The organism is Planctomyces sp. SH-PL14 (genome assembly GCF_001610835.1).
Lineage (GTDB): Bacteria > Planctomycetota > Planctomycetia > Planctomycetales > Planctomycetaceae > Planctomyces_A.
Genome location: NZ_CP011270.1, coordinates 6,393,636 through 6,410,100 on the forward strand (window position 1 = coordinate 6,393,636; position 16,465 = coordinate 6,410,100).

Sequence of the window (16,465 nt, forward strand, 5' to 3'; positions counted from 1 at the left end):
GTCCCAGTGTAGCGACGGAGAGATGGGAGTTCGCGGCCTCCAGCGAGGGGAGCTTGCGAGGTCGCTCGGCGTTCAGGACCCGCGACCCGCGGCCCGTCGCGGCGGTCCTATCGGGGAACAAGGCGGTCGGCCCGCTCGTTCAGATAGAACTCGAGGTAAGGATACCCCCGGTGCCGGTCCCCCTCGGATCCACCCGTTGGCACAATCCGGCCCGCGTCGGCCGGATCGCGGAGGTCCAGTCCGTGGGCCTGTTCCCAGTCGTCGGGAAGACCGTCGCGATCCGTGTCCCGGGGGGCTGTTCCGGGAGACAGCCCCTCCAGGAACCATTCGTCGGTCGGCTTCAGGGGGGCGTTGCGGCCCCATTGGCCGGACTGTCCCTGGACTTCCTCCACCGTCCGTTTCGTCACCCGATCGCGCGGCCAGCAGCCGGCCTGGGCGAGGACGACCTCATAGGCCGCCTTGGCGTCGACAGTGGTGATCGGAGGAACCTGCGCCGGTTCCGCCAGCTCGCGGCCGTTGTTGTTGAACTGGATCCACCGCGGCACGCTCCCGGCGCCGCCCCCGTACCGCCAGTGCCGCGGGTGCCCCTGGTCGCCCCACCCCTCGAAGTGGTTGTCCGCGACGTAATAGTCCATCTCCGGAGAGAGGGCGTAGGGATAGATCCGGTCCATCGTCTGCGGGCCGCGGCGGTAGTAGTTCCGGTGCAGGTTCACCGGGCTGCGGGCCCGGGCGCCGTGGCCATCGTCGGTGTATCCGCCGCGGCAGTTGTAGACCACGTTGTTGCAGAAGTCCCCCGCCGCGTTCGTCCGGTACGGGGCGAGGCAGGGGACGCGGCGGGCGTGATGAGCCCAGAGGTTGTGGTGCAGCGACACCGCTCCGCTGTCCTCCGCTGCGGAGATCAGTCCGAAGTTGTGGGCCCCCTTTTCATGCCCCTGATCGTCCGATTCCTCGATGGAGCACCACTGGACCGTCACGTCATGGGCGTGATAGAGGTCGATGACCTCGTCGTTTCCCCAGCTCACCGAGAGGTGGTCGAGAATGACGTTGTACGTCCCGCTCCGTCGCGGCCCGAGGCCGCCGATCTGAAGACAATCTCCCCCCTGGCCTGTGCTGCGGGGCGGGCGAACTCGCAAGTGACGGATAATGACATCGTGGACGCCGTGGTCGTACGTGGAGACCAGCCCTTCAATGGTGATCCCCGCGCCCGGCGCGGTCTGTCCGGCGATCGTGATGTGCGGCTGGGTGATCCGGACATCTCCGCGGATGACGCCGCTCACGTCGAAGACCACGATCCGCGGTCCCGCCGCGGCACACGCCTCGGCCAGGCTCCCCGGCCCGGCGCCGTTGAGATTGGTGACGCGGATGACCCGCCCACCGCGCCCGCCGACGCTGGCCGCTCCCCAGCCTTCGGCTCCAGGAAACGCACGAACAACGGGTGACGTGGAGGCTGCTTCCTGGGCCAGGCCGATGGACGAAACCGCCCCCAGGCAAACACCGACCGCGACAGCGAAGAGACTGGCTTTCATGGGAGCCTTGGTGTTCAGCCACCGAAATCGGACTGGGATTCGTCTTCGAGGCTCCGTAACCCCTCCATCAGCGCCTCAAACTCCGCCTGGCAGCACTGGCACTGACGGAGATGCACCTCGACGGCCCGGAGCGCTTCCGGAATCTCCTTGTGAGCCAGTTCCAGCTCCGCGAAGGCCGCCAGTTGCGCAAAGCAGCCGTCACAGTCGAGCCGATCCGTCTCGGCGGTCGCGGCGAGTCTGACCAGATCGGAGATCTGCTCGTCGGAAAGTGACATCTCGCGGTCCTCCCTCCTCAGGCAAAAACGGCGTTCACGTCGCTGGGCGAGATCCCGGCCGCCTCAAAGCCGTCGCGGAGCCGCATCCGCGCATCGTGGACCAGTTTATAGACCGCATTCCGATTGCTCCCGGTCCGCCGGGCGATCTCCTCGACCGGCAGGCCATCCAGGAGCCCCTGCGTCGCCTCCCGCTGCTTCTCGGTCAGGACCGTGTCGATCAGCATCCTGAGCGTTTCGAGCATGCGGCGACGATCGACTTCCCCGTCCGCCAGCTCGCCTCCAGCCGCCGGGACCGCGATACGGAGGTGCGCTCCCGTCATCGAGTCGAGCGAGACCGCCCGGTAGTGCTTCCGCCGCAACTCATCGATCCCGATACGGGTGGCGATCGTCATCGCCCAGGTTGTGAACCGGCTCCGGCCCGCGAACTGATCGAGCGAGGCCAGGATGCGGAGGATCGCCTCCTGAACGACGTCCTCCACCAGGACGCCTCCCCCGTAGCGCTGGGACAGCGACTTCGCCAAACCGCGGGTCAGCAGCCGGGTCAGTTCCGCGAGGGCATGATCGCGAACCGGGCCGCCGGCCTTCAGGCGGTCTGTCCAATCGTCGGTGTATGACGGCTCCCGTTCCACGCGCCTGTCTCGCTGCCGGTCCCTTTGTGCACAACGCCCATCCGGTCCGCAGGCCGCAGCTTGCCGGAAAGGCTGCCTCCTTGTCCATCGACGCCTGAGCCGGTCCGATCGCGGACGCGGCTCCCGGAGATCGACGGCGGCCTACCGTCCGGAGGCGAGCGCCTTCAGAGAATCGCCCAGCGTCCAGAGGGCGGCCCCCAGCAGGACCACATCTTTGAGGAGGAACTGTCCCGGCATCCCGGAGAGCGCGGGGAATCCGACCGAGGCTTCCACGACCCCCGGCGTCGAAAACAGGAAACTGAGCGTCGTGAGGAACATGCCGATCGCGAGCAGGCCGCCGACCGCCGACGCCCGGGCCGACCAGGGACGCAGGGCGATCAGGCCCGCGATCACGAGTTCCGAGGACCCGATGAGTGCCGACAGGCCCCGCACACTGAAGAACGAGTACGTCCAGGACATCAGCGGACTGTTGCGGACCAGCCCGCTGATCCCTTCCGCCTCGTAGGCCGTGAACTTCAAGGCCCCGATATAGACCAGAACCACAACGAGGCTGTACGGGATCGCGAACTGCCCAGCGGCCTCCACGCGAGCGGCCAGCGATGTGAGCCCCGACGGCCTGCTCTCGCGGTCGGAGAGAGCGGAAACGTTCTGAGGCCGGGCCGAAATGACGTTGGACATGATCGAAGCTCCCGAGGCTGACAACAGAGTTGACCGGCAGGCCATTCGGCCTTGCCCACAGCCATGAGACGAAGCCATCGCGCAACGTCTTACCCCCCATCCGTCCCGGTTTTTCCAGGACAGCCGTCGAGTCGCCGGGGCGAAGCGACGAGAGCGGATCACGACTCCGTGTTCCCTTCCGGACTACCGGTGCACAGTTCCGTTCAACACACTCCAGAGGAGCGCGTGAGGTTGTCTTGCTCCCAGGAGGTCCAGGATGAAGTCGTCGTCCGTCGCCACACGCATCCGGCGAAGGAGATCGGGGCCTTGACCGTCGTCCGGCGGGGGCGATTCGAGGAGAGAGGGATCGAGAGCCCAATGAACGACCAGGGACCGTATGGTCACCCTGAGGCTGGTGATCTCCGCATCCTTGTCTCTTAGCTCAATCCCCTGCCGAATCGAGACGACCGTGGTGACGATCGCCAGCAGGAGCGCCCCGATCGTCGTGAGACCGGTCCTGCGAACCAGCCGCCGCAATCGCTGCCACAGTCTCTGCAGGGGGCAGGTCATTCGAGCCACGATGGCATCGCCATCCAGAAAACGCTGCAGGTCCTCAGCCAGCGCTTCCGCCGTCTCGTACCGATCGGCCGGATTTTTGGCGAGACACTTGAGGCAGATCGTCTGGATGTCCACTGCGATCGAGGGGGTCACCTGGCGCGGGGGAATCGGGTCACGTTCGATGATCTGCTTCAACGTTTCGAGGACGCTGGCCGCCTGAAACGGGGGGCGGCCGACGACCAGGCAGTAGAGAATCGCCCCAAGGGAGTAGATGTCGGACCTGGGGCTGATCCGTTCGACGTCTCCCTCGGCCTGCTCGGGAGCCATGTAGCTGGCCGTCCCCATGATCTGGCCGGGGAGGGTCACACCGCTTTCCGCCTCCAGCCGTTTGGCGAGGCCGAAATCCGCGACCCTCGGGTGGTCATCCCGATCGATGAGGACGTTCTTTGGCTTGAGGTCCCGGTGGACGATCCCCTGCGTGTGCGCGTAGTGAACGGCTCGGGCGATCCGCGTGACGAACCAGGCGGCAACGGTACTCGACAACGGACCGTCCGCCAGCCGATCCTCCAGGCTTCCCCCCCTCCACGTACGGCATCGAGAAGTAGTGATACCCTTTCCATTCACCCCGGTCGAAAATCGGGACGATTCCCGGATGGGCCAGCGAGGCGGCCGCCTTCGCTTCCGCCTGAAAGCGGTGGATCTCCTGCGGGGAGGCGGTGGTCCCGCTCCGAATCATCTTCAGCGCGACAGGTCGGTTCAGGCTTCTCTGACGAGCCCGGTACACGATCCCCATCCCGCCACTACTGATTTCTCCGAGGATCTCGTAGTCGTCGAGAAGCGGTGAGCCCGTCGTCTTCCGGTCGGCATTGTCGAATCCCGACGGATGTGATTCCGCGCCTTCGCCGGGGAACGTCTCGGCCAGAGAGGCGATCTGCCGCAGCTTCCCGGGCAGCAGTTCCAGGGGCGAGTCCACGTGACCCGTTGCACCGGAGTTGGTGCTCGCTGACGCTCCACTGGCGCTATCGCCTCCAGACTCCCCCAGGAAGCCGGAGTTGACGTCGTCCGCCGCCAGGAGCCGGAGAACAAGGTCCGCGGTTTCCGGGGAGTCGCCGCAGCGCGCCCGGACCCAGGACTGGCGGTCGGCGGAAGGGACATCCTTGGCCTCGCGGTAAAGGTCATAAAGATTCTCGCCGTCTGGGATCGCCATGGGAGAAGGTCATCATCCTTTCAGGGCGTCGTAGAGAAACGCCTTCGCGAATCTCCAGTCCGTGTGCACGGTGCCACGCGTGACTCCCAGCAGTTCGGCGATCTCCTTGTTCCTGAGGCCGCCGAAATACTTCAGTTCGACGACTTGGGCGGATCGCCGGTGCAGCTTCTTCAGGGCCACCAGGGCGTCGTTCAGGTCGACGATGTCGAAGTCCTCGCCGGACCCCGCGACAGAAACCATGAGTGTTTCCGAAGTCGCACCCGGCGCCTGTTCCACCCGCCGCCGTCGATTTCGTCCGTACTCCACGAGACGCCGCCGAATGATCCTCGCGCCGACCGCCAGGACCCGGTTCCGATTGCCCCGGTCGACGTTCCGCTGTTTGAGCAGTCGGAAGTAGGCGTCGTTCACGAGCAGGGTGGGCTGGAGCGAATGCCCCGGCCGCTCCTTGGAGAGAGCCCTCTCCGCGATCGCTCTCAGTTCGCGGGCGACCTCGGCAAACCACGCGAACTGGGAGTCCGTTGGACGAGGAGTATTCATGACTTCATCAACGCGCTGGCCGTGGCTGACGAATGACTATTTTCGATTCTTCTGATTTTTGACTGCACAGTTTGCCCGCATCGGACGCCAATAGATATGGAGTCCTGATTCAGTTTGAGCAGATGTCGGGAGAAAATGTCGAGCTCGAATCCGGGCTACACGGAGTGATCGCAGCGGACGGAGGCCGAGTCTGCCGAAGGCGGGCGGGCAGAGGGTCTTCGTTGTCGTCTCAATCGCACCGGGCACGACATCGAACGGTGAGGCGGGCCCCGTGCGCGAGGCCCTTCGTCAAGAAGGGTTCTCGCCACGGCCCCCCCCGGCACTACGTTGCTACGTCAAACCCAATGTGCGACGGCAGCCTGGGGGGCCGTGGCAAACAATGGATGTCCCCTCTCTGGTGCCAGCGTTGAGGACTCACGGCTCGCTTTGGAATCCCCGCGGATTGGTGAGTGGGAATCCCATACGTTGTCCGTGCTGGATACATGCTCCTTCTGACGACTCTCGACGGCCAGGCCTCCGGCGGGCAAAGGGGCGTTGCCCCTCTGCACTCCCCACCAGGGTAGCCCCTGGACCCGGTGGATAGACGTCGCGGTGGGCTTGGCTCTTCCATCTCCTCTTAGAAATAAAAAAGCGGCGGACTTTCGTCCGCCGCTTCTGATTGCTATCCGCGAGCAACAACCGACTCTTAGTAGCGGTAATGATCCGGCTTGTATGGGCCGTTCACCGGGATTCCCAGGTAGTCCGCCTGCGTCGGCGTCAGCTTCGTCAGCTTGACACCGAGCTGGTCGAGGTGCAGCCGGGCGACTTCTTCATCGAGGTGCTTCGGCAGCGTGTGGACGCCGATCGAGTACTGCTCGGCCCGCTCCCACAGCTCCAGCTGCGCGATGACCTGGTTCGTGAAGCTGTTGGACATCACGAAGCTCGGGTGGCCGGTCGCGCAGCCGAGGTTCACTAGCCGCCCTTCGGCGAGCATCAGGATCCCCTTGCCGTCCGGGTAGACGTAACGATGGACCGGGCCGCCGGCCTGCGCGTCGGTCTTGATCGTGACCCGCTTGATGTCCTTGCGGCCGTTCAGGTAGGCGACGTCGATCTCGAGGTCAAAGTGGCCGATGTTGCAGACGATGGCGTTGTTCTTCATCACGTCGAGGTGCTCGCCGCGGATGATGTCCCGGCAGCCGGTCGTCGTCACGAAGATATCGCCCTTCGGAGCGATCTCTTCCATCGTCGTGATCTCGTACCCTTCCATCGCCGCCTGGAGGGCGCAGATCGGGTCGATTTCGGTGACGATCACGCGGGCGCCGAGGCCCCGCATCGCGTCCGCACAGCCCTTGCCGACGTCGCCGTAACCGGCGACGACGACGATCTTGCCGGCGACCATCACGTCGGTCGCCCGCTTGATCCCGTCGCCGAGCGATTCACGGCAGCCGTACAGGTTGTCGAACTTGCTCTTGGTGACCGAGTCGTTGACGTTGATCGCCGGAACGGCCAGCTTGCCGGCGGCGTGCATCTGGTACAGGCGGTGGACGCCGGTCGTCGTCTCTTCCGACAGACCCTTGATCCCCTGGAGGAGCTCGGGGAACTTGTCGTGGACCATGACGGTGAGGTCGCCGCCGTCGTCGAGGATCATGTTGAGGGGCTGGCCGTCGTCCCAGAACAGGGTCTGCTCGATGCACCAGTCGAACTCTTCTGCGGTCTCACCCTTCCAGGCGTAGACCGGGATGCCGGCGGCGGCGATGGCGGCGGCGGCGTGGTCCTGGGTCGAGAAGATGTTGCAGCTCGACCACTTCACTTCGGCGCCGAGGGCCGTGAGGGTCTCGATCAGGACGGCCGTCTGGATCGTCATGTGGAGGCAGCCGGCGATGCGGGCCCCCTTGAGCGGCTTCGAGGCGCCGTACTTCTTGCGGAGGGACATGAGGCCGGGCATTTCGTGCTCGGCGATCTCGATCTCCTTGCGACCGAATTCGGCCAGGGACATGTCCTTGACCTTGTACGGCTGAAGTTTGGGCATGGCGGTCGGCATCGGAAAACAATCCTTGGACAGACGAGACAGAACAGACGAAACCGGCCTCCGCGCACGGCCGGAGGGCCTGACCCGTTGGAAACGGACCGCCGCAGAATAGGGGAAGGCCCCCACCATAAACAAGACGCTGGCAAGGAAATCGCTGGGTGGGAGGTCATTTTGACGGATGCGAATTCCTTGTGAAGATGGGAGTTACGGCGAAGAGAACCGGGTCTAGGGCGGATGCCCTGGTGGCGTGCAGGGGCCACCCCCTGCCCGCCGGAGGCCTGTCTCGTCGGGAACCATCGGAAGGAGTTCGTATCCAAGCGCGGACGACGTATCGGATGCCCCCTCACCAACCCGCGGGGATTGCAACGCGAGGGGTGTACTTTGAGGGAGTCCTCAACGCTGGTTCCACAAAGCGGTCGCCCGTTACCTACCACGGTTCCTCATCGAAGCGCCTCCGGCGGCAAGGGGTGACCCCCTTGACCCCGGCTGCCGTGGCACGTTGGGTTAGAGCAAACACAGCTGTGCCGGCAAGGACGCGGTTTGTGCATCCCCGTTAGGAACCCAAACGGCCGAACTGCCGGTCCAGCTCCACCCGCGAGAGCATCAGCGCCGTCGGCCTCCCGTGCGGACAGTGGTGGGCATCGTCCACGAGATGTCGCTGGGCCAGCAGCGACTCGATCTCCTCCGGCTTCAGCCGCTGACCCGCCTTGATCGCCGCCTTGCACGACATCATGTGCAGGATCGAATCGAGGAGATCCCGCCGCGTCACCTTCTGACCGGACGCCTCCAGCTCGTCGACGACGTGCCGCAGGATCTCCGCCGGGTCCGCCTTGGCCAGCATCGTCGGATAGCCCGTCAGCGCAACGGTGTTGCCGCTGAACGACTGCACCTGCAGCCCGAGCTCGGCCAAGACATCGGTCTGGTCGATCAGCAGGCCGACTTCCCGCGGCGACAGTTCGATCGTCACCGGGATCAGGAGTCGCTGGACCTCGACCGACTTCGCCAGGACCCGCTCCCGCAGCCGCTCGTACATGATCCGCTCGTGGAGCGCGTGCTGGTCGATGAGCTGGATCCCCTCCGTCGTCTCGACAATGAGGTAGCAGTCATGGACCTGCATCGCCCGGACTTCGGCACCGGCCGACGTTGGCGCGGACACATCGTGTGCGGTCGGGGCGTAGACGATGGACGAGGGACGCGGCTCGACCTCCGTCGGAGAGAAACGCTCGGCGGGAGGACCTGAATCGGCGAAGCGGTCGTCTGGAGCGGACACCGCCGGTCGCGGGGCGCCGAAGTCGGGATAGGGCCGGAACGGCGCGGGGGCGGCATCGGCACTCCATGAGGAGGACCGCGGGGCGGTGTCTCCCGAATCCCGTTCATGGCCCTCGACGGCCCGGGCGGGGAACGCGGTGCGTTCAGCGTCGCCGTCGCTGCTGGCCGGGCGGTCGAAGAGACTCGGCGCCGGCGGGGCGGGGGAGAGCTGACGGTCGATCCAGGAGGCGAGCTCCTGCTGCATTGTCGGCCGCTGCTCCCACTCGCCGTCGCCCTCGGCGCGACTCGTCTCGCTTGGTCCCCCCAGGCTCGACAAGACGAATCCGCTGCCGGTCTTCACCCCGCCGCCGGACTGCATCCCGCGGGCGTCGAGGTTCGAGTCGAGATTCATCGACAGGAACTTCGTCCGGATCGTCGCCAGCACGAGCCGGAACAGCGGCTGACTGTCGAGGAACCGGACTTCTGACTTCGTGGGATGGACGTTGACGTCGACGTTCTCCGGCGACATCTCGAGGAACAGGAAGGCGATCGGATATCGCCCCACCATGACCAGCCCGCGGTACGATTCGGTCAGTGCCTGCTGGAGCGTCCGGTCCTGAATCCAGCGGCCGTTGAGGAACAGGTACTGCCCCTTGCGGGTCGGCTTCGTCTGGCTCGGATGGGCCACGAAGCCCCACAGTCGGTTGCCGTCCCGCTCCCCTTCGATCGGGATCAGGTGCTTCGCCAGTTCGGAGCCGTAGAATAGCTCCAGCCGCTCGCGGAGCTGGTCTGTCGCCGGGAGCTCATAGATCGTGCGGTCGTTGTGCCGCAGGACCATGTGGAGGTTCGGATTCGCCAAGGCCAGCCGCGTGAACTGTTCGGCGATATGGGCGAACTCGGTCGACGGCGACTTGAGGAACTTCCGGCGGACCGGCGTGCTGACGAAGAGCTGCTTGACCTCGATGGTCGTTCCGACCGGGCCGCCGCTCGGGATCGGCTCTTTGAGGATGCCGGCGTCGACCTGCAGCTCATGGCCGATCGGATGCTCGGCCCGCCGCGAGCGGATGCGGAACTGCGAGACTTCGGCGATCGACGCCAGGGCTTCGCCGCGGAACCCCATCGAGCGGACGTGGAACAGGTCGTCCGCCTCGCGGATCTTGCTCGTGGCGTGCGGCGTCACCGCCAGCAGGAGATCGTCTGGATGGATCCCCTCGCCGTTGTCGAGGATCCGGATCAGCTCCGCGCCCCCCTGGCCGATGTCGACTTCGATCCGGGTCGCGAGGGCGTCGATCGAGTTCTCGACGAGCTCCTTCACGACGCTCGCCGGGCGCTCGATGACTTCCCCGGCGGCGATCTTGTTGACGACGCTGACCGAGAGCTTCTGGATCCGCGATCCGGCGTCGGCGGTGGAAGAGACTTCGGTCGCCGGGAGGTCAGGGTCGGTCGAAGCGGTCATGGAGTCGGACGCGGAAACGCGAGAGGTCGTCAAAGGGTGAAGGTTACCAGAAGGGGGCGGGGGATTCACTTCGCCCTTCCGCGGGTTTTCCCTGTTCATTGGCGTACTCCTTATTGTGTCCTCCGTGTCCTCTGTGATCTCCGTTCCTCTGTGTTTCAAAATTCCTCCGGAAGGAAAACACAGAGGAACGGAGGACACAGAGAGAAGACGAGAGGGGGGAGCGACACATCGGGGGCGGTGGCGATCGCTGCAGCTCAAGATGAGCTTCGCCCTGCCGGTCGCCGGCGATCAGGCTTCCCCGGTCGAGAGACGCCACCGACTTTCGAGACACACGCTCTCCCCTCGATGGACAGTCCCATCAGTCGATCCTAATGTCACCCCGAGCCAAGTCCCCTGGGAGATGACTGATGTTGCGACTGCTGTCTGTGGCGGCCCTGGTGGCCGTGTTCGCCGGATCGATCGTGGCGGGTTCCGCGGCCTCGGCGGCCGAGCCCTCGACCAGCGTCTATGAGATGCGGACCTACTACGCCCCCGAGGGGAAGCTGGATGCGCTCCATGCCCGGTTCCGCGATCACACCCTCAAGCTGTTCGAGAAACACGGGATTCAGAACGTCGGTTACTGGGTGCCGATCGAGAACCCGGACCGCAAGCTGATTTACTTCCTGGTCTATCCGAGCCGCGAGGCCCGCGAGGCGTCGTGGAAGGCGTTCCAGGCCGATCCGGAATGGCAGAAGGCGAAGGCCGAGAGCGAGCGGGACGGGAAGCTGGTCGCCAAGGCGGAGTCGCTGTTCCTGAACCTGACCGATTACTCCGTCCCGGTGGAGCTCAAGAAGGACTCGCCGCGGGTCTTCGAGCTGCGGACCTACACCGCTTCGGAAGGGAACCTCGACGCGCTCCACGCCCGGTTCCGGGACCACACCTGCAAGCTGTTTGAGAAGCACGGGGCGACGAACATCGCCTACTGGTCTCCGATGGCCGATCAGCCCGGCGCCAAAGACACGCTGATCTACATCATCTCCCACAAGTCCCGCGACGCGGCGAAGGAGTCTTTCGCCGCCTTCGGCAAGGACCCCGAGTGGACGGCGGCGCGCAAGGCTTCGGAAGAGAAGGCCGGCGGCTCGCTGACCGTGCCGATGGGAGTGAAGTCGCTGTTCATGAACGCGACCGACTACTCGCCGATCCAGTAGGTCGCGAGTCGCCTGAACCGCTGAGAAGTCATCACGCCAGCCCGAAGCGCGAGCGAGGACCGGACGCACGTTCCCTCGCTGGCGCTTCGGGCTGGTGGCGTTCGTCCACGTTGCCCCCGCTCGGAGGATTTCCGCATGACCTGGTTTCGATGGCTCTCCGGTCTCGCGTTTCTGATGTTCGCGTCGGCTCCTGTCGTCTCGACCGCCGCCGACGAGCCGCTGCGGATCATCGTCTTCGGGGCCCATCCTGATGACGCGGAGTTCAAGACCGGCGGGACGGCGATCAAGTGGGCCCGGCAGGGGCATCAGGTGAAGCTGGTCTCCGTGACGAATGGGGACATCGGGCACTGGCGGATGGCGGGGGGGCCGTTGGCGATCCGCCGGGCTGGCGAGTGCGAAGCGGCGGCGAAGGTGATGGGGACCACCTCGCAGGTTCTCGACATCCACGACGGCGAGCTGGAGCCGACGCTGGAGAATCGCAAGACGATCACCCGTCTGATCCGCGAGTGGAAGGCGGACATCGTCATCGCCCATCGGCCGTGGGACTACCACCCGGACCACCGCTACGTCGGGGTCCTTGTGCAGGACGCCGCCTTTATGGTGACGGTGCCGTTTATCTGTCCTGAGGTTCCGCCGCTTAAGAAGAACCCGGTGTTTCTCTATTCGAGCGATGGGTTCAAGAAGCCGTACCCGTTCCAGGCGGACGTGGCGGTCGCGCTCGATGATGTGTTCGAGAAGAAGCTCGATGCCGTTCACGAGCTGGAGTCGCAGGTCTACGAAGGGGGGGCGTCGGGGAGCGAGGAGTACGTCCGCAATGTCCCGCCGGCGGCGGATTTGCCGGCTCGGAGGGCGTGGCTCAAGCAGCGGTGGGAGCGCCGGCACGGGGATGAGGCGAACAAGTTCCGCGACGTTCTTGTGGAGTGGTATGGCGAAGAGAAGGGGAAGGGGATCCGGTTCGCCGAGACTTTTGAGATCTGCGAGTACGGCCGTCAGCCGACGAAGGAAGAGTTGCGGACGCTGTTTCCGTTTTGAGGGGGGAAGGAGGCTAGGGAAACGAGTTGGGAACTCCGTCAAACCGGGTCCAGGGCGGGCCCTGGTGGGGAGTGCAGAGGGGCGACGCCCCTTTGCCCGCCGGAGGCCTGGCCGTCGAGAGATGTCTGAAGGAGATCGTGTCCAAGCGCGGACACCGTGCCGTATGCCCCCTCACCAACCCGCGGGGATTGCAAAGCCAGCGGTGTGATCTGGGGGAGCCCTCAACGCCGGTGACCTAAAGCGGAAACCTGTTGTGCCCCACGGTTCCGCGTAGAAGAGGCCTCCGGCGGCAAGGGGGCCTGTGTTGTTTCTTGGCCCCTTGACCCCAGGCTGCCGTGGCACGTTGGGCTTGAGCAATCCGAGCGAAACCGGCGAGGACGCGGTTCGAGGTGGCGGGACAAAACTGGACCTCCCGCGCATGTATCCCGTTCGCTCAGTCATCCCTAGACCTGCTCCTACTCCACCAGATCACACGGATGCGGCGTGCGGTCAACGAGCGGAATGACCTGCGGGGCGTAGACCGTCTGGTAGGCGTGGGCCTTGCGGTGTTCGTCGAGGGCTTCCTGCGACTCCCAGTGCTCGTTGAGGATGAACAGGTTCGGCTGGTTCTTCGAGTGGTAGACGTTGAACCGCACGCAGCCCGGTTCCTTCTTCGAGAGCTGGCACTGCAGCTTCAGCAGGTCGCTGACCTTGGGGATGTCGGCTTCGTTCTTGACGGTGAGCAGGACGTTGAGCGTGAGCATCGGGGCTCCCTTCGAGTGGTGTCTCGGTTGGCAGGCGAGAGTCTGATCGGCCCCTTCGCAACATTCAAATCAACGCCAATGCAGCCACACTCAGGGGAACCAGGGAGTGTGTGCCTGGAAAGTCGGTAGCATCTTTCGGGTGGTGAAGGCCTGATCGTTGGGACTGGGAGGGCGAGGCTCCTGCCGAGCCGCGAAGGTTCACAAACGCGTTCCCTTTGTCGCCTCGACGTCCCGCCCCTAATTCCTGGGGAACAGCCTGTCTCTCGTCGGCGGGGACGAGGGGCGATTGGAGACGTGTTCCACCGCCGCGGCTCGGCAGGAGCCTCGCCCTCCCGACATCTTCCCCTCCACCGGCCGGTTGGATTTCTCCCCGGAGATCTGGGACACACATAGCCAGGGACCTCGCCGCCAACTCCCTTGCAACTCGATCTCCGAATGGTCACCCTCGCCGCCTCTCCCCAGACCCTCGTCCCCAGTCCCTAGTCTGCGCCCCATGTCCACCGTCGATCCGGCGAAGCTGACGCCGATGATGCAGCGGTATCTCGAAGTCAAAGCCGAGACTCCGGGAACGATCCTCCTGTTTCGGATGGGGGACTTTTATGAGCTGTTCCACGAGGACGCGGAGATCGCCGCGCGCGTCCTGGGGCTGACGCTGACGAGCCGTGACAAGGGCTCGGCGAACCCGGTCCCGATGGCCGGCTTTCCGTACCACGCTCTCGAAGGCTACCTCCACAAGCTCATCGCCGCGGGGCACAAGGCGGCGATCTGCGAACAGGTCGAGGACCCCAAGACCGCCAAGGGGATGGTCCGCCGGGAAGTGACCCGGATCGTCACCCCCGGCACGCTGACCGATGACGCGCTTCTCGATCCGAAGGAGAGCAACTACCTCGCGGCCGTCATCCCGATGAAGGAATCGATCGGCCTGGCGTGGATGGAGCTCTCGACCGGACTGTTCCAGTGCATGGATGTGGGGAAGGTGGAAGCGGTTCGGCGGAAGGGCGACGGGAAGAATGCGGGACGGGGATCATCTGCGGCCGAGCCGTCGCCCCTCGGTCTTCCGGCGGCTGCCCTCCTCGACGAACTCGCGCGGCTGCGGCCGTCGGAGTGCCTTGTCGCCGAGAACCTGCGCCAGGATCCGACGATCCTCCGGCTGTCCGAGCTGAGCGGGATGGTCCTCACCCACCGGCCGGCGTGGTGCTTCTCCGCGACGCAGTGCCTGGAGCGGCTGCTGAAGCACTTTCAGACGGCCACTCTCGAAGGGTTCGACGTCGAAACCGAGTCGCCGGGAGTCACGGCCGCCGGGGCGCTGCTCGACTATGTGCAGGAGACCCAGAAGGCCTCCGCCGGTCACGTCGTGCGGCTGGAACCGTACCGCCGCGGGGCGAACCTTCTCATCGACGAGGCGACCCGCCGCAGCCTCGAACTGACCCGGACGATCCGCAGCAACGAGCGGGAAGGGAGCCTGCTGGAGGCGATCGATGAGACCTCGACGGCGATGGGGGCCCGCCTTCTGGCGGACTGGCTTTCCAATCCGCTGACCGATCCGGCCGCGATCCACCGGCGGCTCGATGCGGTCGAAGAGCTGACGCGGGACTCGGCCCTCTGCCGCGATCTCCGGGAGCAGCTTCAGCAGGCGTACGACCTCCAGCGGCTCTGTGCCCGCGTGGCGACACTCCGGGCCTCGCCCCGCGATCTGGCGGCGCTCGGCCGGACACTCGGGCTCCTGCCGCGGCTGAAGGCGAAACTCATCGGCCGCTCGTCAGACCTGCTCCGGACGCTCGAAGTCCGGCTCGACCTGTGCGGCGAGATCCGCGGCGAGATCGAGGCGGCGATCGTCGACGAAGCTCCGCTGATCACGAGCGAAGGGGGGATGATCCGCGACGGGTATTCCGCCCCGCTCGACGAGTTCCGCGACCTGGCCCGCGGCGGCAAGAAGTGGATCGCCGAGTACCAGGCCCAAGAGATCCAGCGGACCGGGATTCACAGCCTCAAGGTGGGCTTCAACAAGGTCTTCGGCTATTACCTCGAAGTCACCGCCGCCCACTTCGAGAAGGTCCCGGTCGACTACATCCGCAAGCAGACGCTCAAGAACCAGGAGCGGTTCATCACGCCCGCTCTCAAGGAGTACGAGGACAAGGTCCTGCGGGCGGAAGAGCGGGGGATCGCCCTTGAGAACGAGATCTTCTCGCGACTGCGGGACCGGGTGAACGCCGAGTGCCGGCGGCTGCAACAGACCGCCGAGACGCTGGCCCAGATTGACGTCCTGATTTCGCTGGCGACCCTGGCGGTCCAGCAGCGGTACGTCCGGCCCCGCGTCGTGAGCGAGCCGGTCCTCGATATCCGTGAGGGCCGCCACCCGGTCCTCGACAAGATCCTGAAGAGCGGCGCCTTCGTTCCGAACGACATCCTCCTCGGCGTCCCCCGCGGACCGGTTGCCCCAGGAACGGGAGCCCCTTCGCCGCGGCGAACTCTCAACATCGCTGCTCCCTCAGAGCCTTCAGCCTTCAGCCTTCCGCCTTCAGCCTCTCCTCCTCCCTCCCCCTTCATCCAGCTCATCACCGGCCCCAACATGGCGGGGAAGAGCACCTACATCCGGCAGGCGGCGCTGCTGACGATCCTGGCCCAGATGGGCTCGTTCATCCCGGCGAGCGCGGCGACGATCGGGATCGCGGACCGGATCTTTGCCCGCGTCGGGGCGAGCGACGAACTTGGCCGCGGTCAGAGCACGTTCATGGTCGAGATGACCGAGGCGGCCCGGATTCTGAACGCCGCCTCGGACCGCAGTCTTGTGATCCTCGACGAGATCGGCCGCGGGACGAGCACCTACGACGGGATCTCGCTGGCGTGGGCGATCACGGAGTACATCCACGACGAGCTCCGCTGCCGGACCCTCTTCGCGACGCACTACCACGAGCTCACGGCGCTCCCGGATTCGCTCCCGAACGCGATCAACTGGAACGTCGCGGTGCATGAGCAGGGGGGAGAGCTCGTCTTCCTGCACAAGATCGTCCCCGGGGCGGCGGACCGCAGCTACGGGATCCACGTCGCCCGCCTCGCCGGCGTTCCGCGGCATGTCATCGCCCGCGCGGACACGATCCTGCACCAACTCGAGAACGACCATCAGGACGTCACGGGGAAGACCACAATCCCGCAGCGGAAGCGGACGTCGAAGCATAAGCAGCTCGTCCTGTTCAACCCGGAAGAGCACCCGGTCGTGGACGAGATCCGCCGCCTCGACATCACCGGCTGGACGCCGGATCAGGCGCTGGAGGAGCTGCAGAGACTCAGGAACCAAGTGTCGAAGTAGAGGGGAGGCGGAAGGCTTAAGGCGGAAGGCGGAAGGTAGAGGGAAACAGGCGGGTTCAAACGGGGCTCTCTCTCCACCAGAGGCGGAATTGTCCT

At 65.4% G+C, this 16,465-nt stretch carries 12 protein-coding genes and 1 pseudogene; 3 read left to right on the forward strand and 10 right to left on the reverse strand.

The window, feature by feature from the left end; translation table 11 throughout:
• Nucleotides 1-107: 107 nt before the first annotated feature.
• The 9 genes and pseudogenes from VT03_RS24465 to mutL all read right to left on the reverse strand — a co-directional run bounded on the left by VT03_RS24465 (nucleotide 108) and on the right by mutL (nucleotide 10,101).
• Complete coding sequence (locus VT03_RS24465; RefSeq protein ID WP_082846499.1) at nucleotides 108-1,526, reverse strand: polysaccharide lyase family 1 protein; 1,419 nt, start codon at nucleotides 1,524-1,526, stop codon at nucleotides 108-110.
• 14 nt (nucleotides 1,527-1,540) lie between these two features.
• Nucleotides 1,541-1,801, reverse strand: a complete 261-nt coding sequence (locus VT03_RS24470) for a hypothetical protein (protein WP_075095432.1) — start codon at nucleotides 1,799-1,801, stop codon at nucleotides 1,541-1,543.
• 17 nt (nucleotides 1,802-1,818) lie between these two features.
• Nucleotides 1,819-2,430: an RNA polymerase sigma factor gene (locus tag VT03_RS24475; RefSeq protein ID WP_075095433.1), complete on the reverse strand. Its 612-nt coding sequence runs from the start codon at nucleotides 2,428-2,430 to the stop codon at nucleotides 1,819-1,821.
• A gap of 141 nt (nucleotides 2,431-2,571) precedes the next feature.
• Nucleotides 2,572-3,108, reverse strand: coding sequence for a YkgB family protein (locus tag VT03_RS24480; RefSeq protein WP_075095434.1), 537 nt, complete (start codon nucleotides 3,106-3,108; stop codon nucleotides 2,572-2,574).
• Nucleotides 3,109-3,291: 183 nt separating this feature from the next.
• On the reverse strand, nucleotides 3,292-4,188 hold the full coding sequence (locus VT03_RS24485; RefSeq protein ID WP_197489070.1) for a serine/threonine protein kinase: 897 nt from the start codon (nucleotides 4,186-4,188) through the stop codon (nucleotides 3,292-3,294).
• 40 nt (nucleotides 4,189-4,228) lie between these two features.
• Nucleotides 4,229-4,852 (reverse strand): annotated as a pseudogene (locus VT03_RS35015) (hypothetical protein); the annotation flags it as partial.
• A 12-nt stretch (nucleotides 4,853-4,864) separates the two neighbouring features.
• The gene (locus VT03_RS24495) at nucleotides 4,865-5,389 is read right to left on the reverse strand and encodes an ECF-type sigma factor (protein WP_075095437.1); all 525 of its coding nucleotides are present in this window, start codon (nucleotides 5,387-5,389) and stop codon (nucleotides 4,865-4,867) included.
• 685 nt (nucleotides 5,390-6,074) lie between these two features.
• Nucleotides 6,075-7,409 carry an adenosylhomocysteinase gene (gene ahcY, locus VT03_RS24500; protein WP_075095438.1) on the reverse strand — a complete coding sequence of 445 codons (1,335 nt, stop codon included), beginning with the start codon at nucleotides 7,407-7,409 and terminating at the stop codon, nucleotides 6,075-6,077.
• A 541-nt stretch (nucleotides 7,410-7,950) separates the two neighbouring features.
• Nucleotides 7,951-10,101, reverse strand: a complete 2,151-nt coding sequence (mutL, locus tag VT03_RS24505; protein WP_082846501.1) for a DNA mismatch repair endonuclease MutL — start codon at nucleotides 10,099-10,101, stop codon at nucleotides 7,951-7,953.
• Nucleotides 10,102-10,508: 407 nt separating this feature from the next.
• On the opposite strand from mutL, the gene VT03_RS24510 reads away from it, so the two are divergent.
• Together VT03_RS24510 and VT03_RS24515 are read left to right on the forward strand one after the other, a co-directional pair.
• Nucleotides 10,509-11,288, forward strand: a complete 780-nt coding sequence (locus VT03_RS24510; RefSeq protein WP_075095439.1) for an NIPSNAP family protein — start codon at nucleotides 10,509-10,511, stop codon at nucleotides 11,286-11,288.
• 135 nt (nucleotides 11,289-11,423) lie between these two features.
• Nucleotides 11,424-12,320 carry a PIG-L deacetylase family protein gene (locus tag VT03_RS24515; RefSeq protein ID WP_075095440.1) on the forward strand — a complete coding sequence of 299 codons (897 nt, stop codon included), beginning with the start codon at nucleotides 11,424-11,426 and terminating at the stop codon, nucleotides 12,318-12,320.
• 455 nt (nucleotides 12,321-12,775) lie between these two features.
• On the opposite strand, the gene VT03_RS24520 is transcribed toward VT03_RS24515, so the two are convergent.
• On the reverse strand, nucleotides 12,776-13,063 hold the full coding sequence (locus tag VT03_RS24520; RefSeq protein ID WP_075095441.1) for a putative quinol monooxygenase: 288 nt from the start codon (nucleotides 13,061-13,063) through the stop codon (nucleotides 12,776-12,778).
• Between the two features lie 493 nt (nucleotides 13,064-13,556).
• Between VT03_RS24520 and mutS the strand changes: the two genes are divergently transcribed.
• The gene (mutS, locus tag VT03_RS24525) at nucleotides 13,557-16,370 is read left to right on the forward strand and encodes a DNA mismatch repair protein MutS (RefSeq protein WP_197489071.1); all 2,814 of its coding nucleotides are present in this window, start codon (nucleotides 13,557-13,559) and stop codon (nucleotides 16,368-16,370) included.
• Nucleotides 16,371-16,465: the final 95 nt, after the last annotated feature.